The 26,263-nt window shown below is 61.5% G+C and carries 30 protein-coding genes and 1 riboswitch; of the genes, 21 read left to right on the forward strand and 9 right to left on the reverse strand.

All coding sequences use genetic code 11. The features are described 5' to 3' along the window. Both rplQ and bfr read left to right on the forward strand, forming a co-directional pair. Positions 1-387, forward strand: a complete 387-nt coding sequence (gene rplQ, locus AC0J6G_RS00320; protein WP_160347644.1) for a 50S ribosomal protein L17 — start codon at positions 1-3, stop codon at positions 385-387. A 150-nt stretch (positions 388-537) separates the two neighbouring features. Beyond that, positions 538-1,002 (forward strand): bacterioferritin, encoded by a 465-nt coding sequence (bfr, locus tag AC0J6G_RS00325; protein WP_475250442.1) that lies wholly within the window; start codon positions 538-540, stop codon positions 1,000-1,002. Positions 1,003-1,060: 58 nt separating this feature from the next. On the opposite strand, the gene uvrA is transcribed toward bfr, so the two are convergent. Then, positions 1,061-3,895 carry an excinuclease ABC subunit UvrA gene (uvrA, locus tag AC0J6G_RS00330; protein ID WP_475250443.1) on the reverse strand — a complete coding sequence of 945 codons (2,835 nt, stop codon included), beginning with the start codon at positions 3,893-3,895 and terminating at the stop codon, positions 1,061-1,063. A 134-nt stretch (positions 3,896-4,029) separates the two neighbouring features. Between uvrA and AC0J6G_RS00335 the strand changes: the two genes are divergently transcribed. Genes AC0J6G_RS00335 through AC0J6G_RS00350 form a run of 4 tightly spaced genes read left to right on the forward strand, consistent with a single transcriptional unit; the run spans position 4,030 to position 7,763 of the window. Continuing rightward, positions 4,030-5,418 carry an MFS transporter gene (locus tag AC0J6G_RS00335; protein WP_475250444.1) on the forward strand — a complete coding sequence of 463 codons (1,389 nt, stop codon included), beginning with the start codon at positions 4,030-4,032 and terminating at the stop codon, positions 5,416-5,418. Between the two features lie 17 nt (positions 5,419-5,435). Continuing rightward, positions 5,436-5,930 carry a single-stranded DNA-binding protein gene (locus AC0J6G_RS00340; protein WP_475250445.1) on the forward strand — a complete coding sequence of 165 codons (495 nt, stop codon included), beginning with the start codon at positions 5,436-5,438 and terminating at the stop codon, positions 5,928-5,930. Positions 5,931-5,950: 20 nt separating this feature from the next. Beyond that, positions 5,951-6,835 (forward strand): sugar nucleotide-binding protein, encoded by an 885-nt coding sequence (locus AC0J6G_RS00345; protein ID WP_475250446.1) that lies wholly within the window; start codon positions 5,951-5,953, stop codon positions 6,833-6,835. After that, on the forward strand, positions 6,828-7,763 hold the full coding sequence (locus AC0J6G_RS00350) for an NAD-dependent epimerase/dehydratase family protein (protein ID WP_475250447.1): 936 nt from the start codon (positions 6,828-6,830) through the stop codon (positions 7,761-7,763). The genes AC0J6G_RS00345 and AC0J6G_RS00350 overlap by 8 nt, the downstream gene beginning before the upstream one ends. A 56-nt stretch (positions 7,764-7,819) precedes the next feature. Here the strand turns inward: AC0J6G_RS00350 and AC0J6G_RS00355 are convergent, their stop codons facing one another. Then, entirely contained in the window at positions 7,820-8,503 is a 684-nt protein-coding gene (locus AC0J6G_RS00355) for an OmpW/AlkL family protein (protein WP_475250448.1), read from the reverse strand. A gap of 241 nt (positions 8,504-8,744) precedes the next feature. Between AC0J6G_RS00355 and AC0J6G_RS00360 the strand changes: the two genes are divergently transcribed. Genes AC0J6G_RS00360 through AC0J6G_RS00385 form a run of 6 tightly spaced genes read left to right on the forward strand, consistent with a single transcriptional unit; the run spans position 8,745 to position 13,617 of the window. Further along, on the forward strand, positions 8,745-9,515 hold the full coding sequence (locus AC0J6G_RS00360) for a DUF3450 domain-containing protein (RefSeq protein WP_475250449.1): 771 nt from the start codon (positions 8,745-8,747) through the stop codon (positions 9,513-9,515). Further along, positions 9,512-10,858: a MotA/TolQ/ExbB proton channel family protein gene (locus tag AC0J6G_RS00365; protein WP_475250450.1), complete on the forward strand. Its 1,347-nt coding sequence runs from the start codon at positions 9,512-9,514 to the stop codon at positions 10,856-10,858. The genes AC0J6G_RS00360 and AC0J6G_RS00365 overlap by 4 nt, the downstream gene beginning before the upstream one ends. Continuing rightward, on the forward strand, positions 10,851-11,399 hold the full coding sequence (locus AC0J6G_RS00370; RefSeq protein WP_475250451.1) for a MotA/TolQ/ExbB proton channel family protein: 549 nt from the start codon (positions 10,851-10,853) through the stop codon (positions 11,397-11,399). Before AC0J6G_RS00365 ends, AC0J6G_RS00370 begins: the two co-directional genes overlap by 8 nt. A 10-nt stretch (positions 11,400-11,409) precedes the next feature. Further along, on the forward strand, positions 11,410-11,820 hold the full coding sequence (locus AC0J6G_RS00375) for an ExbD/TolR family protein (RefSeq protein WP_422581414.1): 411 nt from the start codon (positions 11,410-11,412) through the stop codon (positions 11,818-11,820). After that, complete coding sequence (locus AC0J6G_RS00380) at positions 11,820-12,518, forward strand: energy transducer TonB (RefSeq protein WP_475250452.1); 699 nt, start codon at positions 11,820-11,822, stop codon at positions 12,516-12,518. The genes AC0J6G_RS00375 and AC0J6G_RS00380 overlap by 1 nt, the downstream gene beginning before the upstream one ends. A gap of 1 nt (position 12,519) precedes the next feature. After that, the gene (locus tag AC0J6G_RS00385) at positions 12,520-13,617 is read left to right on the forward strand and encodes a tetratricopeptide repeat protein (protein WP_475250453.1); all 1,098 of its coding nucleotides are present in this window, start codon (positions 12,520-12,522) and stop codon (positions 13,615-13,617) included. A 263-nt stretch (positions 13,618-13,880) separates the two neighbouring features. Here AC0J6G_RS00385 and AC0J6G_RS00390 read toward each other — a convergent pair whose 3' ends face one another. The 4 genes from AC0J6G_RS00390 to AC0J6G_RS00405 form a co-directional block, all read right to left on the reverse strand. Continuing rightward, on the reverse strand, positions 13,881-14,402 hold the full coding sequence (locus AC0J6G_RS00390; RefSeq protein WP_475250454.1) for a DUF3299 domain-containing protein: 522 nt from the start codon (positions 14,400-14,402) through the stop codon (positions 13,881-13,883). 9 nt (positions 14,403-14,411) lie between these two features. Then, the gene (locus tag AC0J6G_RS00395) at positions 14,412-15,677 is read right to left on the reverse strand and encodes an ABC transporter permease (RefSeq protein WP_475250455.1); all 1,266 of its coding nucleotides are present in this window, start codon (positions 15,675-15,677) and stop codon (positions 14,412-14,414) included. 145 nt (positions 15,678-15,822) lie between these two features. Next, positions 15,823-16,533 carry an ABC transporter ATP-binding protein gene (locus AC0J6G_RS00400; protein ID WP_475250456.1) on the reverse strand — a complete coding sequence of 237 codons (711 nt, stop codon included), beginning with the start codon at positions 16,531-16,533 and terminating at the stop codon, positions 15,823-15,825. A gap of 48 nt (positions 16,534-16,581) precedes the next feature. Then, on the reverse strand, positions 16,582-17,178 hold the full coding sequence (locus tag AC0J6G_RS00405) for a DUF2796 domain-containing protein (protein ID WP_475250457.1): 597 nt from the start codon (positions 17,176-17,178) through the stop codon (positions 16,582-16,584). A 127-nt stretch (positions 17,179-17,305) separates the two neighbouring features. Between AC0J6G_RS00405 and AC0J6G_RS00410 the strand changes: the two genes are divergently transcribed. Next, positions 17,306-17,659: a hypothetical protein gene (locus tag AC0J6G_RS00410; protein ID WP_475253527.1), complete on the forward strand. Its 354-nt coding sequence runs from the start codon at positions 17,306-17,308 to the stop codon at positions 17,657-17,659. A gap of 129 nt (positions 17,660-17,788) precedes the next feature. Here the strand turns inward: AC0J6G_RS00410 and trxA are convergent, their stop codons facing one another. From trxA to AC0J6G_RS00425, 3 genes are all read right to left on the reverse strand, one after another. After that, a complete protein-coding gene (trxA, locus tag AC0J6G_RS00415) occupies positions 17,789-18,661 on the reverse strand; it encodes a thioredoxin (RefSeq protein ID WP_475250458.1) in 873 nt (290 codons plus the stop codon). Between the two features lie 71 nt (positions 18,662-18,732). Next, positions 18,733-19,389 carry a class I SAM-dependent methyltransferase gene (locus AC0J6G_RS00420; RefSeq protein WP_475250459.1) on the reverse strand — a complete coding sequence of 219 codons (657 nt, stop codon included), beginning with the start codon at positions 19,387-19,389 and terminating at the stop codon, positions 18,733-18,735. After that, a complete protein-coding gene (locus AC0J6G_RS00425) occupies positions 19,386-19,823 on the reverse strand; it encodes a YbaY family lipoprotein (protein ID WP_475253529.1) in 438 nt (145 codons plus the stop codon). The genes AC0J6G_RS00420 and AC0J6G_RS00425 overlap by 4 nt, the downstream gene beginning before the upstream one ends. 128 nt (positions 19,824-19,951) lie before the next feature. Between AC0J6G_RS00425 and nrdR the strand changes: the two genes are divergently transcribed. The 8 genes from nrdR to AC0J6G_RS00465 all read left to right on the forward strand — a co-directional run bounded on the left by nrdR (position 19,952) and on the right by AC0J6G_RS00465 (position 26,259). Further along, a complete protein-coding gene (nrdR, locus tag AC0J6G_RS00430; protein ID WP_275962057.1) occupies positions 19,952-20,416 on the forward strand; it encodes a transcriptional regulator NrdR in 465 nt (154 codons plus the stop codon). After that, positions 20,416-21,534, forward strand: coding sequence for a bifunctional diaminohydroxyphosphoribosylaminopyrimidine deaminase/5-amino-6-(5-phosphoribosylamino)uracil reductase RibD (gene ribD, locus AC0J6G_RS00435; protein WP_475250460.1), 1,119 nt, complete (start codon positions 20,416-20,418; stop codon positions 21,532-21,534). Before nrdR ends, ribD begins: the two co-directional genes overlap by 1 nt. Positions 21,535-21,633: 99 nt before the next feature. Beyond that, positions 21,634-21,792, forward strand: a riboswitch (FMN riboswitch). A gap of 167 nt (positions 21,793-21,959) precedes the next feature. Beyond that, entirely contained in the window at positions 21,960-22,622 is a 663-nt protein-coding gene (locus AC0J6G_RS00440) for a riboflavin synthase (protein ID WP_475250461.1), read from the forward strand. Between the two features lie 12 nt (positions 22,623-22,634). Beyond that, complete coding sequence (gene ribBA, locus AC0J6G_RS00445) at positions 22,635-23,714, forward strand: bifunctional 3,4-dihydroxy-2-butanone-4-phosphate synthase/GTP cyclohydrolase II (protein WP_475250462.1); 1,080 nt, start codon at positions 22,635-22,637, stop codon at positions 23,712-23,714. A gap of 81 nt (positions 23,715-23,795) precedes the next feature. Then, positions 23,796-24,272: a 6,7-dimethyl-8-ribityllumazine synthase gene (gene ribH, locus AC0J6G_RS00450; RefSeq protein ID WP_090243179.1), complete on the forward strand. Its 477-nt coding sequence runs from the start codon at positions 23,796-23,798 to the stop codon at positions 24,270-24,272. Further along, positions 24,269-24,760 carry a transcription antitermination factor NusB gene (nusB, locus tag AC0J6G_RS00455; RefSeq protein ID WP_475250463.1) on the forward strand — a complete coding sequence of 164 codons (492 nt, stop codon included), beginning with the start codon at positions 24,269-24,271 and terminating at the stop codon, positions 24,758-24,760. The genes ribH and nusB overlap by 4 nt, the downstream gene beginning before the upstream one ends. Before the next feature lie 7 nt (positions 24,761-24,767). Next, positions 24,768-25,736 (forward strand): thiamine-phosphate kinase, encoded by a 969-nt coding sequence (gene thiL, locus AC0J6G_RS00460; protein ID WP_475253532.1) that lies wholly within the window; start codon positions 24,768-24,770, stop codon positions 25,734-25,736. Then, complete coding sequence (locus tag AC0J6G_RS00465; protein WP_475250464.1) at positions 25,729-26,259, forward strand: phosphatidylglycerophosphatase A family protein; 531 nt, start codon at positions 25,729-25,731, stop codon at positions 26,257-26,259. Before thiL ends, AC0J6G_RS00465 begins: the two co-directional genes overlap by 8 nt. Positions 26,260-26,263: the final 4 nt, after the last annotated feature.

A 26,263-nucleotide genomic window follows, 5' to 3' on the forward strand; every position in this document is an offset into this window, starting at 1 on the left:
ATGCGTCATCGTAAAAGTGGCCGTCACCTTAGCCGCACCAGCGCACACCGCAAGGCCATGTTCCAGAACATGGCGGTATCGCTGTTCGAGCACGAGCTGATCAAAACTACTCTGCCGAAAGCCAAAGAGCTGCGTCGCGTTGCCGAGCCGCTGATTACTCTGGCTAAAGAAGATAGTGTTGCTAACCGCCGTTTGGCCTTCGACCGTACGCGTTCGAAAGCCATCGTTGGTAAGCTGTTCAACGACCTGGGCAAGCGCTACGCCACCCGTCAGGGCGGTTACCTGCGTATCCTCAAGTGCGGTTTCCGCGCTGGCGACAATGCTCCAATGGCTTATGTTGAACTGGTTGACCGTCCGGTCGCTGGTGCAGCTGTAGACGCTGAGTAAGTCGTAGGTTGTAGAGAAAACCGGGCCTTGGCCCGGTTTTTTTATAGCTGCAAAAATGTTTTATAAGCCTGTGCCGCCTTTCCTGCTTGACCCGTGTGTATTGTGCGGCCAGCATTAATTGATGTTTTTCGCTTGTTTAAGGAAGTCCCCATGAAGGGTCATGTAGAAGTTATTGATTACCTGAAAATGCTGTTGAAGGGCGAGCTGGCAGCGCGGGATCAGTATTTCGTGCATTCGCGTCTGTATGAGGATTGGGGCTTCAGCAAGCTGTACGAGCGCATCAACCATGAAATGGAAGAGGAGACCCAACACGCCGATGCGATCCTCAAGCGTATTCTGTTTCTCGAAGGTACGCCGGATATGGTTCCGGATAGCTTCCATTTTGGCCAAACAGTACCTGAGATGCTTAAGCTCGACTTGGCGCTGGAGTATCACGTGCGCGCGGCACTGAGCAAAGGTATTGCCCTGTGCGAGCAGCATCAGGATTACCAGACCCGCGACATCCTGTTGGTGCAGCTCAAGGACACTGAAGAGGACCATGCTTACTGGCTGGAGGTTCAGCTGGGGTTAATAGACAGGATTGGTCTGGAGAATTACCTGCAGGCGCAGATGTAAGGTTGCAGCTGATAATAAAAAGCCCCGCACGCGCGGGGCTTTTTTATAGCGTGCGAGATTAGTCGCGATCACGCTCCAGTAGCGGTTTGAGGAAGTAGCCGGTGTGCGACTGCGGCATCTCGGCGACTTCTTCGGGCGTGCCGCAGGCGATGATCTGGCCACCCTTGGAGCCGCCTTCCGGGCCGAGATCCACCAGCCAGTCAGCAGTTTTGATCACGTCGAGGTTGTGTTCGATCACCACTACGGTGTTGCCGTGGTCGCGCAGGCGGTGCAGCACGTCGAGCAGTTGCTGGATATCGGCGAAGTGCAAACCGGTGGTCGGCTCGTCGAGGATATACAGGGTCTTGCCGGTGTCGCGCTTGCTCAGCTCGCGGCTTAGCTTGACCCGCTGCGCCTCGCCGCCGGACAGCGTCGTGGCGCTCTGGCCCAGCTTGATATAGGACAGGCCAACATCCATCAGCGTCTGCAGCTTGCGCGCCAGCGCCGGCACGGCATCGAAGAACGCTCGTGCTTCTTCGATGGTCATGTCGAGCACCTCGGTGATGCTCTTGCCCTTGTACTTCACTTCCAGGGTTTCGCGGTTGTAGCGTTTGCTTTTGCACACGTCGCACGGCACATAGATATCCGGTAGGAAGTGCATCTCCACCTTGATCAAGCCGTCGCCCTGGCAGGCTTCGCAGCGTCCGCCCTTGACGTTGAAGCTAAAGCGCCCTGGGCCGTAACCGCGCGAGCGTGATTCTGGCACGCCAGCGAACAGCTCGCGGATTGGGGTAAACAATCCGGTATAAGTCGCCGGGTTGGAGCGCGGCGTGCGACCAATCGGGCTCTGGTCGATATCGACCACTTTATCCAGGTGCTGCAGCCCATCGATGCTGTCATGGGCTGCAGCTTCAAGGGTGGTTGCACCGTTCAAAGCGGTGGCGCTAAGCGGGTAGAGGGTGTTGTTGATCAGTGTTGATTTGCCCGAGCCGGATACGCCGGTTACGCAGGTAAGCAGGCCTATCGGAATCTCCAGGTCGACATTACGCAGGTTGTTGCCGCGCGCGCCTTTGATCTTCAGCGAGAGCTTCTTGTCGCGTGGCGTGCGCTTGGCCGGCACTTTGATTTTCACCCGTCCGGACAGGTACTTGCCGGTCAGTGAGTCGGGGTGGGCCATGACTTCAGCTGCGGTGCCCTGGGCGACGATCTGCCCGCCGTGTACGCCGGCACCAGGGCCGATATCCACTACGTAGTCGGCCATGCGGATGGCGTCTTCGTCGTGCTCGACCACGATCACCGTGTTACCGATGTCGCGCAGATGGCGCAAGGTGCCAAGCAGGCGCTCATTGTCGCGCTGATGCAGGCCAATGGACGGTTCGTCGAGGATGTACATCACGCCGACCAAGCCTGCGCCGATCTGGCTGGCCAGGCGAATACGCTGCGCTTCCCCGCCAGACAGAGTGTCGGCGCTGCGATCAAGGGTCAGGTAATCGAGGCCAACGTTGACCAGAAACTGCAGGCGCTCGCGGATTTCTTTAAGGATCTTCTCGGCGATTTCGCCGCGTCGCCCAGGTAAAGCCAGGCTGCCGAAATACTCGGTGGCGTCGCCAATCGGCATGCCGCTGACTGCGGGGAGGGTTTTTTCGCCAACCCATACGTGGCGCGCCTCACGGCGCAGGCGGGTGCCGCGGCAATCCTGGCAGGCCTGGGTGCTAAGGAACTTAGCCAGCTCTTCACGCACGCTGGTGGATTCGGTTTCGCGGTAGCGCCGCTCCAGGTTCGGCACGATGCCTTCGAAGGGGTGCGAGCGCTTAACGATGTCGCCACGGTCGTTGAGGTACTTGAAGTCGACGTTCTGTGTGCCGCTGCCGAATAAAATGCACTTTTGATGTTCAGTGCTGAGCGCATCGAACGGCACTTCCAGGCTAAAGCCGTAATGCGCGGCCAAAGACCCAAGCATCTGGAAGTAATAGACGTTGCGCCGGTCCCAGCCGCGTATCGCGCCTTCGGCCAGGGTCATCTCGCCGTTTACCAGGCGCTTGATGTCAAAGAATTGCTTCACGCCCAGGCCGTCACAGGTCGGGCAGGCACCGGCTGGGTTGTTGAAGGAGAACAGCTTGGGTTCGAGTTCGCTGATTGAATGCCCGCAGGTTGGGCAGGCGAAGCGTGCGGAGAAGATGATCTCTTCGCCTTCTTCACCCTCCATGGGCGCAATCAAGGCCAGGCCGTCGGCCAGCTTTAGTGCGGTCTCGAAGGACTCGGCCAAGCGCTGCTGCAGATCGCCGCGGGCCTTGAAGCGGTCGACCACGGCATCAATGCTGTGCTTCTTTTGCTTATCGAGCTTGGGCAGCTCGTCCAGTTCGTAAATCTTGCCGTTGACCCGCACGCGGACAAAACCCTGGGCGCGCAGCTCATCGAAAATCGCCAGGTGTTCGCCTTTGCGTTCGCGAATCACCGGCGCCAGCAGCATCAGCCTGCTGCCTTCGGGCAGGGCCAGCACCTGATCAACCATCTGGCTGACGGTCTGCGCTTCCAGCGGCAGGTCGTGGTCCGGGCAGCGTGGAATACCGGCGCGGGCGTAGAGCAGGCGCAGGTAGTCGTAGATCTCGGTGATGGTGCCGACGGTGGATCGTGGGTTGTGCGAGGTGGATTTCTGCTCGATAGAAATCGCCGGCGAGAGGCCTTCGATGGTGTCGACGTCTGGCTTTTCCATCATCGAGAGAAACTGTCGGGCGTAGGCCGACAGCGATTCAACATAGCGACGTTGACCCTCGGCGTAGAGGGTGTCGAATGCCAGTGACGATTTGCCGGAACCGGACAGGCCGGTGATCACAATCAGCTTGTCGCGTGGCAGGGTCAGGTCGATGTTTTTCAGGTTGTGGGTGCGTGCACCCCGAATCAGAATCTTGTCCACAAACAACGGCCTCGCGTGGCGGGCGGAAAACCACCGAGTATACGGCTCGGGAGGCGGGCGCGGCAAAGCGTCACTGCTGTGCCGTATTCATTGAGGCTGCTAGAATCGCCGCCTATTTCTTCAGGGCGTTTCCCATGCACGATCCGCACAACGAGCGCATGAGCGGCAGTGAAACCCGCGCAGCCGGTGGTTTAGCGCTGGTGTTCGCGTTCCGGATGCTCGGTATGTTTATGGTGCTCCCGGTACTGGCGACTTATGGCATGGAGTTGCAGGGCAGCACGCCGGTGCTGATTGGTCTGGCGATTGGTGCCTACGGTTTGACTCAGGCGTTCCTGCAAATTCCATTTGGCATGCTCAGCGACCGCATTGGCCGACGGCCGGTTATCTATGCCGGTTTGCTGATTTTCGCTGCAGGCAGCTTGCTGGCGGCCAATGCTGATTCGATTTACGGCGTTATTGCCGGACGCATCTTGCAGGGCGCCGGGGCCATTTCGGCGGCGGTGATGGCGCTGTTGTCTGACCTGACGCGCGAGCAGCACCGCACCAAAGCCATGGCCATGATTGGCATGAGCATTGGCTTATCGTTTGCGGTGGCGATGGTGGTGGGGCCGCTGTTAACGCGTGCGTTTGGTTTGTCTGGCCTGTTTCTCGCCACTGCCGCGATGGCGCTGCTGGGGATTGTGATCGTGGCTGGGCTGGTGCCGTCGGCGGCTGGGCCGCTGCAGCACCGTGAGTCGGGGGTGAATAAGCAGGCGTTATTGCCGACCCTCAAACATGGCGATCTGCTGCGTTTGGACGTTGGCATTCTGGTACTGCACGCCATTCTGATGGCCAGTTTCATCGCCTTGCCGCTGGCATTGGTGGAGCATGGCGGGTTGGCCAAAGAGGAGCACTGGTGGGTTTATCTGACGGCCCTGCTGGTGGGCTTCTTCGGCATGGTGCCGTTTATTATTTACGGCGAAAAAAAGCGTCGGATGAAACACGTGTTACTGGGCGCCGTCAGTGTGTTGCTGCTGTGTGAACTGTTCTTCTGGTGGTTTGGCACCAGCCTGCGCGCGCTGGTGCTGGGTACGGTGGTGTTCTTCACCGCATTCAACCTGCTAGAAGCCTCGCTGCCATCGCTGATCAGTAAGGTCGCTCCGGCTGGCGCTAAAGGCACGGCGATGGGCGTGTATTCCACCAGCCAGTTCCTCGGTGCGGCCCTGGGCGGTATTTTGGGTGGTTGGCTGTATCAGCACTACAGCCTGTCGGGCGTGTTCGCCGGCTGCGCGGTGCTGGCTCTTTTTTGGCTGGCCTTTGCTGTTACTATGCGCGAACCGCCGTATGTAACCAGCCTGCGTCTGCCGCTTTCAGTTGCGGCGTTGAACGACCTGGGGCTGGCCGAGCGATTACAGGCAGTGCCCGGAGTGGCGGATGCCATAGTGGTGCGCGACGAAGCGGCCATCTATATCAAAGTGGATACCCAACAATTGGACCGCGCGTCCCTTGAGCGCCTCATTGAGACGGCGCCAGCGGCGTGCTGAAAGCCTAGGAGAACGTTATGGCCCGTGGGGTTAACAAAGTCATTCTGGTCGGTACCTGCGGACAGGACCCGGAAACTCGCTACCTGCCAAACGGCAACGCAGTCACCAACCTGAGCTTGGCGACCAGCGAGCAGTGGACCGATAAGCAAACCGGTCAGAAGGTCGAGAAGACCGAATGGCATCGCGTGTCGATGTTCGGCAAAGTGGCGGAAATTGCCGGTGAATACCTGCGTAAAGGTTCGCAGGTGTATATCGAAGGTAAGCTGCAAACCCGTGAGTGGGAAAAAGACGGTGTGAAGCGTTACACCACCGAAATCATCGTCGACATGCAGGGCACCATGCAGCTGCTGGGCGGTCGTCCAGACAATGCGGGGGGGGACGCCACGCAGCGCCAGCAACGGCCTGCTGCGCCTCAGCGCGCGCCGCAGCAATCTGCTCCGCGCCCTGCGCCGCAACCGGCGGCCCAGCCTGCTCCGGACTTCGATAGTTTCGACGACGATATCCCGTTCTGATCGCCTGAGTAGCGCTGTTTATGCGTATGCGGCTAATGCTGCTGGGGGGTGGTAACGCGCTGGGACAGGCGTTGATCCGCCTCGGTGCCGAAGAGGATATTGGCTTTCTCGCGCCCAAGCCACCGGAGTCAGGCTGGGATCCTGCCAGCTTGACTCAGTTGCTAGATGACACTCGGCCTGATGCCCTGATCAACCTTGCTTATTACTTCGACTGGTTTCAGGCCGAAGGGGTGAGTGAGGTGCATCTTGCTGCCCAGGAACGCTCTGTCGGGCGTCTTGCCGAACTTTGCCAGCACCACCAGATTCGTCTACTGCAGCCTTCAAGTTATCGCGTGTTCGATGGCGTGCGCGCCACCGCTTACAGCGAGAAGGAAGAGCCGCAGCCGCTGGGGGCGCGTAGTCACGCGCTGTGGCGTTTCGAGCAGACCGTCCGCGCTGTTTGTCCGCGGCATGTGCTGCTGCGTTTTGGTTGGTTGCTGGATGACAGCGCCAACGGCTTGCTCGGGCGTTTTCTTGCCCGGGCCGAGCATGAAGAGCCGCTGTCCCTGGCTGACGACCGGCGCGGTAACCCGACTCCGGTTGACGATGCTGCGCGGGTCATTCTCGCTGTACTCAAGCAGCTGGATTGTGAAGCGCCATTGTGGGGCACCTACCACTATGGTGGCCTCGAGGCGACCACGTCGCTGGCGCTGGGGCAGGCGGTGCTGAGTGAAGCGCGGAACTTCCGCAGCAATCTGGTCGATGAGGTTAACCCGCAGGCGCACAGCGCACGCCCGGATGCAGCTGAAGAGCCGCAGCATGCGGTGCTGTCCTGCAAAAAAATTCTGCACACCTTCGGCGTTAAACCCCGCGCCTGGCGCTCGGGTTTGCCGAGCTTACTGGACCGTTATTATCGCCATGTCTAATTCGCGACCTATTTTGATTACCGGTGGAGCCGGCTTTATTGGCTCACATTTGGTTGATGCGTTGCTGGCGCAAGGCTTCAGCGTGCGGGTGCTGGACAACCTGTCGATGGGCACACTGGCCAATCTGCCGCTGGACAATCCACAGCTGCAGTTTATTCGGGGCGACGTCGCCGATGCAGCTGTGGTGGCGCAAGCGGTTGCCGGCTGCGCGGCTGTGGCGCACCTGGCGGCGGTGGCCTCGGTGCAGGCGTCGGTGGACGATCCGGTTAGTACGCACCAGAGCAACTTCGTCGGTACGCTGAATGTGTGCGAGGCGATGTACGCGCATGGCGTCAAGCGTGTACTGTTTGCTTCCAGCGCGGCGGTGTATGGCAATAATGGTGAAGGTCAGGCCATCAATGAAGACACGGCCAAGGCCCCGCTGACACCTTATGCGGCAGACAAGCTGGCCAGTGAACACTATCTGGATTTCTATCGCCGTCAGCATGGCTTGGAGCCGGCGATCTTTCGCTTCTTCAATATTTTCGGGCCGCGTCAGGATCCATCTTCGCCGTACTCAGGCGTCATTAGTATCTTCACTCAGCGCGCCCAGCAGCGTTTGCCGATCAGTGTGTTTGGTGATGGCGAGCAGACCCGTGATTTCTTCTTTGTCGCCGATCTGGTGGTCTTGCTGATGCAGGCGTTGTCCGCACCTCAGGTCGTGGAGGGGGCGGTAAATGTCGGCTGGAGCCAGGCGGTCAGCTTGAACCAGTTGCTGGCTACGATTGGTGAGCTGTGTGGTGGCTTGCCGGCCGTTAGTTACCAAGCGTCACGCGCTGGCGATATTCGCCATTCGCGGGCTAATAACCAACGGCTGCAGGCGCATTATCAGCTGCCGGAAGCTACTTCTATGCGCGAAGGCTTACGTCGATTACTAGCGCAGCCTTGACGCGTCGCTAAACGAAAAAACCGGCCATCAAGGCCGGTTTTTTATGGTGCTCAGGCTCAGAACTTATAGCCCAGACCAACCATGTAAACGAGTGGGTCTACGTCTACATCGACTTTGACCTTGCTGCCGTTAAAAGATGTGGTGCCGGTAGTTTCGATATCGATATAGCGCACTTGAGCGTTAAACATGATGTTGTCAGTCAGCATATAGTCCATGCCTACTTGGGCTGCGAGGCCCCAGGAGTCCTTCATGTCCAGGCCGCTGAATCCCTTGCCTTCAGCTTCGCTGCTCAGCTCAGTGTCGAAGAACCATGTGTAGTTAATACCAGCACCGACATAGGGCTGAAAGGCTGAGCTAGAGTCCAGCGGGTAGTACACCACGCTCAAGGTTGGTGGCAGATGCTTGAGTTCGCCCAAGTTGCCGTTCAGACCAGCGAAGCCGCCTGGCATGCCTTTTACGCCGACGTTATGGCTGAACGGAGTGGCAGCCAATAGCTCGATACCGATGTTGTTGGTCACCATGTAAGCGAAGTTAAGGCCCAGCTGAGTATCACTATCCAGAGTCGCTTTGGTGCCTGCGACATCGTTGAGCCCAGCAACCCAGATATCACTGCTGCTTTCCTGCGGGTCAACGGTGATTGCACCGGCGCGCACGATGATATCGCCAGCCTGGTGCGCCTGTGCCAGTGGGGCGGCGATGGCCAAGGCCAGCAGTGAAGCGGTAAAGAGTGAAGTACGCATGATGTGCTCCCATAAAGCATCGGTTCGTATTAGCTGGATACGATGTTAAGGGCGCGAAAAAAGCGACTGTTGATCCAGCTCAATAAAGTAGTTAGCTACCTAAATTTTCTTTTATGGCGTCTGAGGCCAGGGGTTCTGGCGGTTTAACCTGTAGTTAAGGGTCTAACGTGGGTTGCTTGAGAGATGTAATGCAGTTGATAATGGTTCTCTTTATGTACGTTCTCTTAACAAGGAATGCCCCATGATCCCTCTGCCGAAGCGCCTGCTGGCAGTCGCTCTGGTTCTGGCCAGTGCGCCGCTCGCGGCCACCCCTTTGGATGCTGCGCTGGATGAAAGTCAGCAACTGGCCGCCGACGCCAAGGCCTCGCAGGCGCGTATCGAGCAACTCGATGACGCCAGCCGGGAGATGCTCACCGAGTACCGCAATGCATTGCAGCAAGCGGAAGCCCTGCAGGGCTATAACGCTCAATTACGTGAATTGGTGGCGGCGCAGCGCAAGGAGCTGACCGGCTATCAGCAGCAGCTGGATGGCATCGAGCGCACCCAGGAGGCGGTGACGCCTCAGATGCGTCGCATGGTCGAGGTGCTGGGTGAATTTATCGCCGCCGATCTGCCGTTCCTGCCGGATGAGCGCAGTGATCGCCTGGCTCAGCTGCAGGACTTGCTGCCGCGTGCGGATGTCAGCCTGGCCGAGAAATACCGACGCATCCTCGAGGCTTACCAGGTGGAGAGCGACTACGGCCGCACCCTGGAAGCCTGGCGCGGTGAGCTGCCGAGTGAGGGCGCGTCGCGCAGCGTCGAGTTCCTCCGCCTGGGCCGCGTGATGCTGTATTTCCAGACCCTCGATGGGCATGAAAGTGGCTGGTGGAACCCGCAAACCCGCAGCTGGCAGATCCTCGACGGCAGCGCCCGTCGTCCATTGCGTCAGGCTATTGCGATTGCCCGCCAGGAGCAGGCCCCGGCCATGCTTGACCTGCCCGTGAAGACCCTGGCGCTGGAGGCCAAGCCATGAATCGTCGCGTTCTCGCTTTTACCCTGGCCCTGCTGCCCGCCCTGGCTGGCGCGGCCGAGCCGCTGAGCCCGGATCAACTGCTGCAACGTATTCGCAGCGAGCGCGCGGCTGAAGTCAGCGCCATGCAAAGCCGCGAGCAGGCCTTTATTGCCGAGCGTGGCGAGCGTGCCCAGCTGCTGGCCACTGCGCGCAGCGCCCTGGCCACAGAGAAGGCTGAGGCCGAACAGTTGAAGGCCGAATTTGACCGCCAGGAAAGCCTGCTGGCCGAACAGGAAAAACTCCTCAGCCAGCGTGCCGGTCACCTTGGCGAGTTGTTTGGCGTGGTCCGTCAGAGCGCCGGTGATGTCGCCGGCCACTGGCAGGACAGCCTGCTCAATGCCCAGTACCCCGAGCGCCTGGCGCGCCTCAAGGCGCTGGCCGAAAGCCGCACGCTGCCCTCGGCAGCCGACCTCGATGGCTACTGGATGCTGCTGCTCGAAGACCTCACCGCCAGCGGCCGGGTTGAGCAACTGCAACTGCCGGTAGTGGCTGCCGACGGCACCCGTAATTCGCAGGATGTGCTGCGGGTCGGCGCGTTCTCCGCCTACGCTGCCGATGCCTTCCTGCGTTATGACGCCGATGCCGGCGAGCTGCTGGCGCCGCCGCGTCAGCCGTCTGGTTTGGGCCAGGTTGCGGATTATCTGGATAGCAGCGCCGCAGTTGCCAGTCTGCCGGTTGACCCCAGTCGCGGCACCTTGCTGGCGCAGTTGCAGCGCGAGCCTGGCTTGTGGGATCGCGTGCAGCAGGGTGGTCTGGTCGGCTGGGTGATTCTGGTTCTCGGTGCATTCGGTCTGCTGCTGGCCGCCTGGCGCATGGTCTACCTGACCCGTGTGGGCCGTGGCGTCAGTGCGCAGATGCATGACCTCAGCGCACCGCGTGGCGACAACCCGTTGGGGCGGATTATCGGTGTACTCGGGCCGAAGCCGCAGTTGGCGGATCTGGAAACCTTGGAACTCAAGCTCGACGAGGCGATCCTGCAGGAAACCCCGCCGCTGGAAAAAGGCCAGGGCCTGCTCAAGCTGCTCAGCGCCGTGGCGCCGCTGCTCGGCCTGCTCGGCACCGTGACCGGCATGATCGTCACCTTTCAGGCGATTACCCAGGGCGGTGGCGGCGATTCGCGACTGATGGCCGATGGTATCTCGCAAGCACTGGTGACCACGGTGCTGGGGCTGGTGGTGGCGATTCCGCTGCTGTTCCTGCACACCCTGCTGGCCAGCCGCAGCAAGGGCCTGATTCAGCTGCTCGAGCAGCAAAGCGCCGGGCTGATTGCCCTGCACCTGTCCGGGGCGCCGCGCCGTGACTGATTGGCTGGCGCTATGGTTGCGCCTGGTTGACAGCGGCCATGCCTTGCTCGACTTCATGAGCGCCGGTGGCGTGGTGATGTGGGCGTTGGCCGGGCTGTGCGTGGTGTTCTGGACCCTGGTGTTCGAGCGCTTCTGGTACATGCGCCGGGTGTTTCCGGAGTGGGTTGCCGAGCGCCGCCAGGCCTGGCAACAGGTGCTGGGTGACGACACCGGTAACTGGCAGCGCGCGGTGCGCAGTGCCTGGCTGGCGCAGGCGCAACAGCACCTGCTCGGGCCATTGCGCCTGAGCAAGACCCTGGTGGCGATGTACCCGCTGCTGGGCTTGCTTGGCACGGTCAGCGGCATGGTCGCGGTGTTCGACGTGCTGGCCATCAACGGCACCGGTAACCCGCGCGGCATGGCGGCTGGGGTTTGGCAGGCGACTCTGCCGACCATGGCCGGCATGGTATTGGCGATTAGTGGATTGTTCAGCCTGGCGCGCCTCGAACGCGATGCACGCCGCGCTTTAGAGCGGCTGGCTGACCAGCTGCGTCACGACTGAGATTCGACACATGAGAATGCGCCGTCACCACCAGCAAGACGAAGACACCGGCATCGACCTGACGCCGATGCTCGACGTGGTTTTCATCATGCTGATCTTCTTTATCGTCACCAGCTCCTTTATCAAGGAAGCCGGCGTCGAAGTGCAGCGGCCCCAGGCCCAAACCGCCAGCCCGCAGGACAAAGGCAATATCCTCATCGCCATCACCGCCGATGGGCAGGTGTGGATGGACAAGAAAGTCGTCGATGTGCGCAGCGTGCGTGCCCATGTCGAGCGCATGCGCGTCGACCAGCCGGACGGCGCTGTGGTGGTTCAGGCCGATCAGGATGCGCGTACCGGCCTGGTGGTGCAGGTGATGGATCAGGCGCGCCTGGCCGGCGTGCATGACGTGGCCCTGGCCGCTACGGCGGGAGCGCTTTGATGCGTTTGCCACTGTCCTTTGTCGCGGCCTGTGTGATGGCGCTGGCGCTGTTCGGCCTGATGCTTTACATGGTCGCGCCGCCCAGCAGCAAGCCGAGTGAGGAACCGCTGACGGTGGCCAATTTCGTCCGTCTCGATGGCGACTCCAGCGACACCGCGACGCGCACCCGCCAGCAGGCACCGCAACCGCCGCAAGCACAAACGCCGCAAACCCCGACACCACCAACGCCGATGGTGGCTACCCCGAGCGCCAACCTGCCAGCCCTGGATCTGCCCGTGCCGAGCCTGAGCAGCGGCATTGCCGTGAATAGCGCGCCGACGCCTAGTTTGACTGGTCTGGCGGCAGGCGCCTCGGCGCCAAGCGTGGCGACGCCCGGCGCTCCAGCCCCGAGCGATGCCGGTGGTCAGCCGGGTGGCCCGGAAAGTGAAGTGATGCCGCTCAATGATGTCAGCCCGGAATACCCGCGCTACGCCCTGCAGCGCGGCATTGAAGGGCATGTGAAGCTGGCGTTCACCATCAACCGCGTAGGTGCGGTAGAAAACGTGCGCGTCATCGAAGCCAGCCCGCAGAACGTGTTCGAACGCGAAGCCCGCCGCGCCGCCGTGCGCTGGCGTTTTGCGCCGCGCACCGAAGGCGGTCTGGCGGTGGCCCGTGAAGCAGTGAAAACCCTGTACTTCCGTCTGGAAGGAGCTCGCTGATATGTATCGTCTACTGTTGCTGATCGCGCTGTGTAGCGCTGGTGTCGCGCAGGCGGCTGGGCAGAGTGTTGATCCGGGCGTGTTTCGCGCGCTGGATACGGCGCAGACCGCACAGAAGAAAGGCGACTACGCGGCCGCGCGCCGCGCTCTGGATGCCGCCAAGGGCACGCCGGGTAGCCTGGAAGAGGCGTTGCTGTGGCGCAGCCGCGGTTATCTGGCCTGGGCCGAAGGGCAGAATCCCCAGGCCATCGAACTGCTGGGAAAGGTGCTGAAGAGCGGCAAGCTGGACGCCGAGCTGCAGGCCGCTGAAGAGCTGAACCTGGCCCGCCTAAACCTGGTCGAGCGCCGCTACGCCCAGGTGGTGACCCTGCTGGCGCCGGGTCAGGCCAGCGCGAATGAAGAGGTGCTGCAGATGCTGGTGCAGGCCTATCAGGGCCTCGGTCAGCCGGCCAAGGCGCTGCCCTTGGCCGAGCGTTATGTGCAGGCTAATCCGCAGGCCGCCGATAGCTGGCTGCAGTTTTTAGTCGCAATGAACGCTGATCTGAAGAAGTACGCTGCCGCTGAGCGCTGGCAGCGCCAGTTGCTCGCACGCCAGCCGAATAACGCCCAGGGCTGGCGCCAGCTGGCGGCTTTGCAGCAACTGAGCGGCAGCCATGACAAGTCGCTGGCCACCTTGCGCGCGGCGTACCAGAAGGGCCTGCGCTTCAATGAAAGCGAACTGGACAACCTGGTGCTGCTGGCCGGGGCTGCCGATCAACCCTGGCAAGGCGCCAAGCTGCTCGCCGGGATGCTCGATCAGGGGCTGTTGCCGCGCACCGCTGCTCGTGAGGAGCGCCTGGGGCTGCTCTGGTGGCAGGCGCGTGAACGCAGCAAGTCAGCGTTGATCTTCCGTGAACTGGCGCAGCGCTCGGGCAGTGCCAAGCACTGGCTGCACCTGGCCCAGCTGGAGCTGGAACAGACGCGCTGGCAGGCCGGGCTCGACGCCCTGGCCAAGGCCGAACGAGCCGGCGCCGAACGCAGCAAGGTGCGCGCCTGGCGCCAGTGGGCGGAAAGTGAGTTGAGTTATCAGCGGGAAAAGCATGTTGCCAGTCGTAGCTGAACACAGCGCAGACGTTTTGGTCGGTCCTGTGTTTATTCTCAGGTCACGTTTTTTGGGGTGGATGACGCTTCACCCATCCACCAGCGGCGATGGTGGATGAAAAAAGAGTCAGCTACGCGCACCGATCCACCCCACACAGCTTCCGTAGCCCGGATGAAATCCGGGACGCGGTGTCGGCGGCACAACCTTCCTCGAGTTTTATCCGCGCAACAAAAATGCCGTTCACCTGGCTTGGATGAACGGCATCGGCATGAAGGCTTTACTCAGCTATCCGGCAGCTCATAGGCGTAAATCTTTTCCGCCTCCATTTGATAGCCCGCTTCGGCCAGCTCGCTGCTGGCGTGCTCGACCCTCATCGGGCCTTCGATCCAGAACGGCTGATACAGCGCATCGAGCAGCACGCCCAGTTCGCTGGTGACATGGACGATCTGATTCGACGGCGGTGGCGGCACGTGGATGCACGCACCGAAGTACGGCACCAGCAAAAATTCGGTCACCCGGCCTTCCTCGGTGACATCCAGCGGCACGATATAGCCCGGCAGTTTTACCGATTGGCCATCCAGTGCCTGCACCACCGGCGCTGCGGGCGATTGCTGCATGGCTGCGGGACCGGATTCGGCGAGGGCGTCGGCCAGCTGCGAGAGGTCATGAATCGGTGCCGGCTCAACGACTTGCGGCGGCGCATCGGCCGGGACCATTTCCGACCAGGTCAGCTCGCGCACCTCGGCAGCCGCCAGAGGCAGGGCCAAGGTGAACAGCAGGGTGGCGAGCAGAGAGCGCTGCATGCAAAAGCCTCATAAGCGAATCGATAAGCCATCGGCCAGGGATTGGCGGTACGCGCGCCAGGCCGGTACACAGCCCATCAACAGGGCGGCGCTCAGGATAGCGCCGAGCAGCGTCCACTCATAGCGGGTCGGCAGATTCAGTGGCAAGTACAGGCCGTAATTCGCCTGCACATAGCCCTGCGCCCCGGCGATGCCCAGGTACAGCAACAGCAAACCAAGCAGCACGCCGGCCAGGGCCAGGGCAAAGGCCTCGACGATCAGCAAGCTGGCGATATGCCAGGGCCGCGCGCCGACCGAGCGCAGAATCGCCATTTCCCTTCGGCGCTCGTTCAGGCTGGTGAGAATCGCCGTAAGCATGCCGATCAGCCCCGTCAGCACCACGAACAGTGAAACCACGAATAGCGCCTTTTCGGCGGTGCCCATCAGACTCCACAGCTCCTGCAGCGCGACGCCGGGGAGGATTGCCAGCAGCGGCTCTCCGCGAAATTCGTTGATCTCGCGTTGCAAGCTGAAGGTGGCGATCTTGCTGTTCAGGCCGAGCATGACGGCAGTGATCTGCTTGGGTTGCAGGTCCATCGCCCGCGCCTGCTCAGCACTGACCTTGGCCGCGCCGCGTGCTGGCATGCCGTTTTGCCAATCGACATGCAGGGCCTCCATGCCAGCCAGCGAGATGTGCAGGGTGCGGTCTACCGGGGTGCCGGTGCGTTTGAGGATGCCGACCACCTTGAACGGTTTGTCGTCATGTTTGACCAGGCTGATGGTGGCCACGCCATGGGCCAGCACCAGCTCCTGATCGATCTGGTAGTTGAGCGCTTGCGCCACTTCTGCGCCAAGTACAACCTCGAACGGGTCATCGGCAAAGGCGCGGCCGCTGCTCAGCTGCAGTTGTTGGCTGCGGGCATAACGATAGTGCTCGAAATACGCCGGGCTGGTGCCCATCACCCGGTAGCCACGGTGCGAATCGCCCAGCGAGATCGGGATGGCCCATTTGACCTGACGGTGCTGGACTAACTGCTCGAAGCTATCCCAGCGAATATTGTTGGTGGCGTTGCCTATGCGAAATACCGAGTACAGCAGCAGGTTCACGCTGCCGGAGCGCGCGCCGACGATCAGGTCGGTGCCGCTGATGGTGTTGGCAAAGCTGGCGCGGGCTTCGGTGCGAACCCGCTCGACGGCGAGCAGCAGACACACAGAGAGGGCAATGGCAAACACCGTCAGCCAGGCGGTAAAGCGGCGATTGCCCAGGCTGGCCAGGGCGAGACGCAGTAGATACATCGTTAAATCTCCGGGAACAGGCCGTTGAGAAACGTAGGCGAGGCCGCCGAGACAAGGCAAAAACAGGCGAGGAAGCGGAGTTTACTGGTGTAAATGAGCATTTCGAGCCTGTTTTTAACGCCGTATCGGCAACGTAGGTAGTTTCTCAATGGTCTGTCAGGCGGGGGGCGCGGTTGAGTTCGGCCAGTGACAGGCTGCGGTCGAACAGCCGCGCCAGGCTCTGGTCGTGGCTGACAAGTAGCAGGCTGGAGCCGGCCTCGCGGCACTCGGCGAACAGCAATTCGAGAAAGGCTTCGCGGGCATCTGCATCCAGCGCCGAGGTGGGTTCGTCGGCGATTACCAGCTCCGGTTGACCGATCAGCGCACGGGCTGCTGCTACGCGCTGCTGCTGGCCGATCGACAGGTCGCCGGCGCGGCGTTGCAGCAGCTCAGGCTGGTGCAAGCCCAGGTGGGCGAGCAATGCGCTGGTGGCCTTGGCCACGCTGCCGTGGCGCTGCACCGCGCGGCTGGCGCGCAGCTTGGAGAAATGGCAGGGCAGTTCGACGTTCTCGCGTACTGAGAGAAATGGCAGCAGGTTGAACTGCTGGAAGATATAGCCGGTGTGATCGACGCGAAAGCGGTCGCGAGCGCTGGCGGACAGCGTACTCAAGTCCTGCTCAAGCAGCTGGATGCTGCCGCGATTAGGTTTCTGTACGCCGCCGAGCAGGCCGAGCAGGGTGGTCTTGCCGCTGCCACTGGGGCCTTTGAGAAACAGGCTTTCGCCGCGTTGCAGGGTAAAACTGTCGATATCCAACAGCTCGGGCTGGCCGGGCCAGGCAAAGCCGAGGTTGGACAGGTAGATCAGGGCTGAACTCATAAAGTAAGCGGCCGGGTTACCCCGGCCGTTCTGCTGCAAAAGGGGTGGTTAGAAACTCAGGGTCGGCTGCGCAGGCGTCAGCTCCAAGCCTTGCTGGCCATTCGGGCCGATCAGTTGTACCTGAATTTTTGTGGTGGCGGGGAAGCGCTTGAACAGCTCGGCCAGGTTAAGTTGTTGCAAATCTTCAGGCTTCAGGCAGTCGAGGCGGTAGGTCGCGTGGATATCGCTGTGTTCGCTGTCTTGGGCGTGGTTGTCGTGGTGTTCTTTGTGCTCATGCTTTGCGTGCTCAGTAAACAGTGGGCTTTCCAGTGCCAGCGTGCTCACGCTGCAGTCACCGGCGGTCAGGCCAAATAGTGCATGCGGCTGCTCCAGCTGGCTGCGCGCGGCGGCGACCTTGGTTTTGTCGGCGTCGCTTTGCGCGGCGTGTTCGAAACCCACCAGGTTCATGGCCGGGCTCTCCAGTTGCAGCTCCAGCACCTTGCCTTCGAGTACCACGTTCAGTTGAGCGGCGCCGTGCTCATGGGCACTTAGGCTGTCGTTTTTGGCATGCTCGTGCTGATGTTCATCATGACTGTGGCTGTGCTCGGCGGCACTGACGGCAAGTGGCAGCAGGGCAAAGGGCAGGGCAACTAGCAGGCGGCGCATGGCGATCTCCAATTCAAAAACAAGGTCTTGTTACGTTATAACAACTTTTTGGTGTGCGTGGCCAGCCTTGCTTGGCGATGCCGTATGGACGTGGGAGCATGGCGGCTGGTCAGTAGAGGGCAGAATGATGGTGCGAATTCGTGGACAAGTCGGTGCTTGGCCGGTGGACCTGACGGTTGAGTTGGATGCGCAGGATTGGGCGCAATTAGCGCAGCACATCAGCCTGGAGGTGCCGCCGGTTGAGGCTTCACCTGAGCCGGTAAAGGCATCTGCGGGTCAAGCGGGTGATGCTTTATGGCAGACCACGCTGCAACTGCTGCGCCAGGCCGGGCAGATCGAAGGGCCGCAATTACTTGGGCAACTCGCCGGGCTGGCGGGGGGAGAAGCGGCAGGCAAGCGCCTGCTGGTGCGCCTGCGCCATTGCGCGCACGTGCGGGTGGAGGCGGGTGCGGATGCGCCCATTTATCACTGGGTGGGCTGATAAGTGCCGATGCCGCACAGCTGACCTGCCGCGGCTAAGGCGGAGTGCCGTCCGGCCCTCCCGCAAGCACAGAACTCGCTGTGTTGTGGGAGGGGCTTTAGCCGCGATGCTTGGCAGACCACAGGCTGTTTAGTAAATCGCTTGGTACAACTTGCGCCGGTACGCGGTAACCAGCGGGTGGTCATTGCCGAGCAGGTCGAAGACTTGCAGCAGGGTCTTGTGCGGCAGGCCGTCGGCGTAACTGCGATTACGGATAAACAGAGTGAGCAGGGCGTCGAGCGCCGGCTCGTAGTGCTGGCGCGCCAGTTGCTGGATCGCCAGCTGGTAGCTGGCTTCATCGTCGTCGGCGTTCTGCGCCAGGCGGGTTTTCAGGCTGGCGACCTCGGGCAGCTCGCCGGCCAAACGCAGGAAGGTTAATTGCGCGCGGGCACCGGCCAGGGCTTGTTTATGTTCATCGCCTTTTACCGCATTCAGCACCACCTCAGCTTCGCCCAACTCGCCACGCTCGGCCAGGCAGCGGGCGTAGAGAATCAGCGCGGCGGCGTGCTCGTTGTTCTCTGTCAGCAGCACTTTGAGCACGGCTTCGGCATCGGCAAAACGGCCTTCGCTGAACAGCGCCTGCGCCGCTTCCATCGGATCAGCAGCGGCCGGCGCCGGTTCGGCCACGTGCGGCTTAAGCATTTCGCGAATCGCCGACTCCGGCTGCGCACCCGCAAAGCCATCGACCGGCTGACCATTCCTGAACAGCACCACAGTGGGCAGGCTGCGGATGCCGAAGCGGGCGACGATATCTTGCTCTATATCGCAGTTGACCTTGGCCAGCAGCAGCTCGCCGCGGTATTCCTCGGTGACTTTCGCCAGCAGCGGCATCAGTGCCTTGCACGGTGCGCACCATTCGGCCCAGAAATCCACCAGCACCGGCTTCTGGAAGGAGTTCTCGATCACCAGCTGTTCGAAGCTGGCGCTGCCTGCGATATCAAAGATGTAAGGGGAGTCGCTCATGGTCGGTCTCGGCGGTGCGAAAAATGGGATGGACTATAAATGTGGGCTGGGTCTGGCGGATACAAGGGCTGCTAAATGCGTTCGGCGTGGTACAGGCTGACATGGCGAAACTCCGCCGGTTCAGCCAAATCCGGCCAGGTGCAGGCTTCGAGTACGCCGAGCCGCTGATACAGCGGATGCTGAAAATCGCGCACTCGGGAGTCCGCCACCAACGCCTGGCGGCCACGGCTGAGAAACTGATCGAGCAGCGGCAAATTGGCGCGGTCGTAGAGCACGTCGGCGACGATAATCAGGTCGAAGCGGTCGGCCTCGGCAAAAAAGTCGGCGGAGTAATGCAGCTCCACGTCATTTAGCGCGGCATTGGCCTGGCAGGCGGCAATCGCCAATGGATCAAGGTCGCAGGCCACCACTTCCAGCGCACCGGCTTTGGCGGCGGCAATGGCCGCGACACCGGAGCCTGCGCCGAAATCCAGCACGCGTTTGCCGCGCACCCACTCAGGGTGCTCGGCCAGCCAGCGCGCCAGTACCAGACCGCTGGCCCAGCAGAAGCACCAGTAGGGCGGCTCTTCGAGGATCAGGCGAGTTTCTTCCGGGCTGAAACAGCGGTCCATATTCGCCGGATCGATCAGCCACAGCTTGATCGCCGTGCCGGGCAGGGTTTGCGCGCTGAGCTGAGCGTCACCGAGCAGCTCGCTGAGGGCGGCTTGTAAGGCGGCTGGTGCTGTCATGGCGCCGGCACCAGGCTCAACTCACCGAGGGCCTGGGTTTCGGCCTGGGCAATCGCTTGCGCGGGCAGGCGCAGAATCAACCGGCCGGCTTGGTTGGCGCGGCCATGCAGCTCGATGCGGCTGTGCTTGTTAAAGGTTTCCGGGTTGAACAGCAAGCGAAACGCCAGCGGGTTGCCGGTGCCGCGCAGCTGGATATTGCCCAGCAGCGCCTGCGGCCGGCCGCGTTCGTCGACCGCCAGCAGGGCCAGCTCAACATCCGCTTCATTGGGCACATTCAACAAGCTGCCGCTTAGCTCGCGCTGGTAGGCCGGCAGCGGCGCTGCTTCGGCCGTAGCCTTAGCTGGTGCGGTGGGTTTGGCGGGCGGCGGGCTGTCGCTGGCGCAAGCGCTCAGCATGGTGATCATACTCAGTAAAATCAGCGGTTGTAACGGCATTGGGATTTTCATGGTGGGCATCAACTCCGCCGGTTTCGATGGGCGCTTGTATACCGCAAACCCCTCGGCTTGTCTTGCTTGCGGGATGCGCTACCATGGCGATCTTCGTTCTAAAGCTGGCCTTATTTATGCACTGCCCTTTTTGCGCTGCCAATGACACCAAAGTGATCGACTCGCGCCTGGTTGCCGAGGGTGAACAAGTGCGTCGCCGGCGTGAATGCCTGGCCTGTGAAGAACGCTTCACCACCTTCGAGACCGCTGAGCTGGTCATGCCGCGCTTGATCAAGCAGGACGGCAGCCGCCAGCCCTTCGATGAGGACAAGCTGCGCGCCGGCATGCAGCGTGCGCTGGAGAAGCGCCCCGTGAGCATTGAGCGCCTGGAAGCGGCCATCGCCCATATCAAACACAAGCTGCGCGCCACCGGCGAACGCGAGATCAAATCGCTGGTGCTGGGTGAATTGGTGATGGGCGAACTGCAGAAGCTCGATGAAGTGGCCTATATCCGTTTCGCCTCGGTGTACAAACGCTTTCAGGATCTCAACGAGTTCCGCGAGGAAATCGATCGCCTGTCCCGCGAACCTGCCAAGGGTTGATGATGAACTCAGATCACGCCTTCATGGCGCGCGCGCTAGAACTCGCCCGTAAAGGCCTGTACTCCACCCACCCCAATCCTCGCGTGGGCTGTGTGATCGTCCGTGATGGGCTCATCGTCGGTGAAGGCTGGCATGTGCGTGCCGGCGAACCGCACGCTGAGGTGCACGCCCTGCGTCAGGCTGGCGATAAGGCGCGCGGCGCCACCGCCTATGTCACCTTAGAGCCCTGCAGCCATCACGGGCGTACGCCGCCCTGCGCCGATGCGCTGGTTACTGCCGGCATCACGCGCGTGGTGGCCGCCATGCAAGACCCTAATCCGCAGGTCAGCGGTAATGGCCTACTGCGCTTGATGCATGCGGGTATCGCGGTGCAGAGCGGTGTGCTGGAGGCCGAGGCGCGTGCGCTGAATGCTGGGTTTATTAAACGAATGGAGACGGGCTTGCCGTTTGTGCGGGTCAAACTGGCGATGAGCCTGGACGGGCGCACGGCCATGGCCAGCGGCGAGAGCCAGTGGATTACCGGCGCTGCCGCGCGCTCAGCCGTGCAGCGCCTGCGGGCACGCTCGAGCGTGGTACTGACCGGTGCGGACACCGTACTGGCAGATGGTGCGCGCCTGACCCTGCGCGAAAGCGAATTGGGCCTGAACCCGGAACAAACCTTTATGGCCCTGTCGCGCCAGCCGCAGCGTGTGCTGATCGATGGTCGTTTGCGTGTGCCGCTGCATGTGCCGTTTTTTCAGGCCGGAGCGGCCATGGTGGCGACCTGTGCGGCGGCGTCGGCACGTTTTCGCTATCTCGACGATGGTCACGAACTATTGGCCCTGCCCGGCAGTAACGGGCATGTTGACCTGCGCCGATTGTTGGTGGAGCTGGCGACGCGCGGTGCCAATGAAGTGCTGGTGGAAGCCGGGCCGCGACTGGCTGGCGCGTTTGCCCGTCAAGGGCTGGTGGATGAGTACCAGCTGTTTGTGGCGGCCAAGTTTCTCGGCTCCAGCGCGCGTCCGCTGCTGGATATGCCGCTGGCGCACATGGCCGATGCACCCGCGTTGAAAATTATCGACATGCGCGCAGTCGGTGACGACTGGCGGATTATCGCGGTGCCGCAGCCTGCTGGCTGATGGGTGTGAGTCGCGACGGCGCAGTATTGACGCCGTCGTTTGCCGATGCAGGGCGTCGGCAATCTGTGGTAAAACGCGTCTCGGCTACGCAAGTGGCCGCAACGTTCTCAGGGCGGGGTGTAATTCCCCACCGGCGGTAATGGCGTGATGCCTAGCCCGCGAGCGCTTGCCTTGGTGCTGTAAAGCACGGGGCAAGGTCAGCAGACCCGGTGTGATTCCGGGGCCGACGGTTAGAGTCCGGATAAAGAGAGAGCGGGATTGCCTCTATCAGGCATGCCTAGGCGTGCCTTGAAATCCCTATCGATCAAACGCGCCCTGTTTTTTATAAAACAGGAGTTGGTCTAGATGTCTGATTTTTATTTCGTGCCGCGCGCATCTGGCGTTATCTGCCAGCGTCGTGACGTGGGCGCTAAACAGGGGGTGGCATGTTTACCGGCATAATCGAAGCCATTGGCAGCATTCGCGCGTTGACGCCCAAGGGCGGCGATGTGCGGGTTTATGTAGAGACCGGCAAGCTTGATCTTGCGGACGTCAAACTCGGCGACAGCATTGCCGTCAACGGTGTGTGCTTGACGGCAGTAGAGCTGCCGGGCGACGGGTTTTGGGCGGATGTCAGCCGCGAAACCCTGGCGCGGACCGCCTTTATTGATTTCAAGGCGGGCAGTAAGGTCAACCTGGAGAAAGCCCTTACGCCGACCAGTCGCCTTGGCGGCCACTTGGTCAGCGGGCATATCGACGGCGTCGGCGAGATCGTCGCCATGTCGGAAAACGCCCGTGCCTGGCAGTTCACCATTCGCGCGCCGCGTGAGTTGGCCAAGTACATCGCCCATAAAGGCTCGATCACTGTCGATGGCACCAGCCTGACCGTTAACTCGGTTAACGGTGCTGAATTCGAGCTGACTATCGTGCCGCACACCTTGGCCGAAACCATCATGGTCGATTACCGCCCCGGCAAGCAGGTCAACCTTGAGGTGGACCTGCTCGCCCGTTACCTGGAGCGCTTACTGCTCGGTGACAAGGCCGCCGAGCCGAAAGCCTCCGGCATGACAGAAAGTTTTCTCGCCGAACACGGCTACCTGAACAAATAAGGAATCGCCCGCATGGCTCTTAACAGTATCGAAGAACTGGTCGAAGACATCCGCGCCGGCAAGATGGTCATCCTTATGGATGACGAAGACCGCGAGAACGAAGGTGATCTGATCATCGCCTCCGAGTGCGTGACGGCCGAGCACATCAACTTCATGGCGCGCTTCGCCCGTGGCCTGATCTGCATGCCGATGACCCGCGAGCGCTGCGAAACCCTCAAGCTGCCACTGATGGCGCCGCGCAACGGTTCCGGTTTTGGCACCAAATTCACCGTCTCCATCGAAGCCGCCGAAGGCGTCACCACTGGCATCTCTGCCGCTGACCGTGCGCGCACCGTGCAGGCCGCCGCTGCGAAAAACGCCAAAGCCGACGATATCGTCAGCCCGGGTCATATCTTCCCACTGATGGCGCAAGCGGGCGGTGTATTGGCGCGTGCCGGCCACACCGAAGCGGCCTGCGATCTTGCGCGCATGGGCGGTTTCGAGCCGAGCGGGGTGATCTGCGAAATCATGAACGACGACGGCACCATGTCGCGCCGTCCTGAGCTGGAAGTCTTCGCCGCCGAGCACGGTATCAAGATTGGCACCATCGCCGACCTGATCCACTACCGCCTGATGCACGAGCGCACCGTTGAGCGTGTGAGCGAACAGCCGCTGGACACCGAGTTGGGCCAGTTCACCCTGGTAACCTACCGTGATTCAGTCGAGGACACCGCGCACATGGCCCTGACTCTGGGCGCGGTATGCGCCGACGAGCCGACGCTGGTGCGAGTCCACAACATGGAGCCGCTGCGTGACCTGTTCCTGGTCAAGCAACCGGGTCGCTGGAGCATGCGTGCGGCCATGGCCGAGGTGGCCAAGGCCGGCAGTGGCGTGGTGCTGTTGCTGGGTAACCCGCTGACCGGCCCCGAGCTGCTCGCGCATCTGGATAAGCAGCCGGCCCCTAGCCCGGCTACTTACAGCACTGTGGGCGCGGGTTCGCAGATTCTACGTGACCTTGGCGTGCGCAAAATGCGCCTGATGAGTTCGCCAATGAAGTTCAATGCGATATCCGGCTTTGACCTGGAAGTTGTAGAATACCTGCCCGCTGAATAACGACTGCCGCGCCATGCGCTGTTTTGTCGGGCTATACATTTAAGCCCCCCCGGCTCTTTAACGCTATATGAGATCTGTTCCATGACCCTGAAGACCATCGAAGGTACTTTCATCGCCCCGCAAGGCAAATTCGCCCTGGTCGTCGGCCGCTTTAACAGCTTTGTTGTCGAAAGCCTGGTAAGTGGCGCTGTTGACGCCCTGGTTCGCCATGGCGTGAAGGAAGACGACATCACCATCATCCGCGCGCCGGGTGCCTTCGAAATTCCGCTGGTGGCGCAGAAAGTCGCCCAGCGTGGTGACTTTGACGCCATCATCGCCCTCGGTGCCGTCATCCGTGGCGGCACCCCGCACTTTGAATATGTGGCGGGCGAATGCACCAAGGGCTTGGCCCAGGTGTCCATGGAGTTCGGCGTACCGGTTGCGTTCGGCGTGCTGACGGTGGACTCCATCGAGCAAGCCATCGAGCGTTCCGGCACCAAGGCCGGCAACAAAGGCGCAGAAGCTGCACTGTCTGCCCTGGAAATGGTTAGCCTGCTGGCGCAGTTGGAGGCCAAGTGAGCCAGAACGACGGTAACGGGCAGCCGCCACACGCGCCGAAAAAAGGCCCCAGCACCAAGACCCTTGCGCGCCGTCAGGCGCGCACGCTGGCCATGCAGGCTTTGTACTCCTGGCACATGGCCGGTCAGTCGCTGAACGAAATCGAAGCGCAGTTTCGCGTTGATAACGACTTCACCACGGTTGACGGCGCCTACTTCCACGAGATTTTGCACGGCGTGCCGCGCCAGCAAACCGAGATTGACGGGGCGTTTGAATCGCTGCTGGATCGTCCGCTGGATGAAATTGATCCGGTTGAACTGTCGATTCTGCGCCTGTCGACCTTTGAGCTGAAAAATCGTATTGATATCCCCTATCGCGTGGTGATCAACGAAGGCATTGAGCTGGCCAAAGTGTTTGGCGCCACTGACGGGCATAAGTTCGTTAACGGCGTGCTGGACAAGCTGGCGCCGCGCTTGCGTATCGATGAAGTCCGCGCCCACAAGCGCTAAGCCCGCGTTGGGTGAGTTCGAGCTAATCCGTCACTACTTCGCCGCTGCGTCTTGCGCGCAGGCGGGCGAAGGGGTGGCATTGGGCATTGGCGACGACTGCGCCCTGTTGCAAGTGCCGGCTGGAGAACAGCTGGCAATCTCCACCGATACCCTGGTTGCCGGGGTGCATTTTCCGGAATCGCCTGATCCGTTCCTGCTCGGCCAACGTGCGCTGGGTGTTTCGGTCAGCGATCTTGCCGCGATGGGCGCGACGCCTGTCGGCTTTACCCTCGCGTTGACCCTGCCAGGCGCTGAGCCGGATTGGCTGCAGGCGTTTGCCCAGGGTCTGGATCACATGGCGCAATCGTGCGCGATTCGCCTGATCGGCGGCGATACTACCCGTGGCCCCCTGAGCCTGACCCTGACTGTCTTCGGTCGCGTACCGGCAGGGATGGCGCTGACCCGCAAAGGCGCGCAAGTCGGCGACCTGCTGTGCGTTGGTGGTGAGCTGGGGGATGCTGCCGGTGCCTTGCCCCTGGTGCTCGGGCAGCGCCAAACAGAACCCGCTGTGGCCGCTGTGCTGCTGGCCCGCTACTGGTCGCCCATGCCGCAGCTTGAGCTGGGCCTGGCCCTGCGCGGCAAGGCCACTGCCGCACTGGATATCTCCGATGGGTTGCTGGCCGATTGTGGCCATATCGCGGCCGCCTCTGGTGTGGCGCTAATTATCGAGCAGGCGCAGGTGCCGCTGTCCGACGCCTTGCGGGCTTTTGCCGGCGAGGCGACCGCGCTGCAATGTGGTTTAACGGGCGGCGATGATTACCGGCTGGCGTTTACGTTGCCGGCTGACTATTTGCCGGCGTTACAGCAGGCGGGTTTGCCGGTGCAGGTGATCGGCCGAGTTGCGACCGGTCAAGGTGTTACCCTGCTGGACCCACAAGGTCAGCCTGTTCTGCTGCCTCATGGCGGCTATCAACATTTTGGAAGTGCCCGTGACTGATCATCCCAAGCAAGTTCCCGCCGAGTTCGTGCCTCCGTCGGTGTGGCGCAATCCCTGGCATTTCCTGGCCTTCGGGTTTGGCTCCGGCACCTTGCCGAAAGCCCCTGGCACCTGGGGCTCGCTGGTCGCGTTGCCGTTTATTCCGTTGCTGCAGCTGCTTCCTGATTGGGGCTACTGGTTGATGCTCGGCGTCACCATGCTGTTCGGCTTCTGGCTGTGCGGTAAGGTCGCCGATGACTTGCGTGTGCACGACCACGAGGGCATCGTCTGGGACGAAATGGTCGGCATGTGGATCACCCTGTGGCTGGTCCCCGACGGCTGGGGCTGGCTGCTGCTAGGCTTCGTACTGTTTCGTGTGTTCGACATCCTCAAGCCCTGGCCGATTCGCTGGATTGATCGGCATGTGCATGGCGGTGTTGGCATCATGCTGGATGATGTATTGGCAGGGGTGTTCGCCTGGATGGCCCTGCAACTAATTGTCTGGGGTTGGGGTAATGGCCTGGCCGCCGCGCTGGGCTGGTAGCGAG

This window comes from Pseudomonas sp. TS_SC_3 (assembly GCF_056156225.1).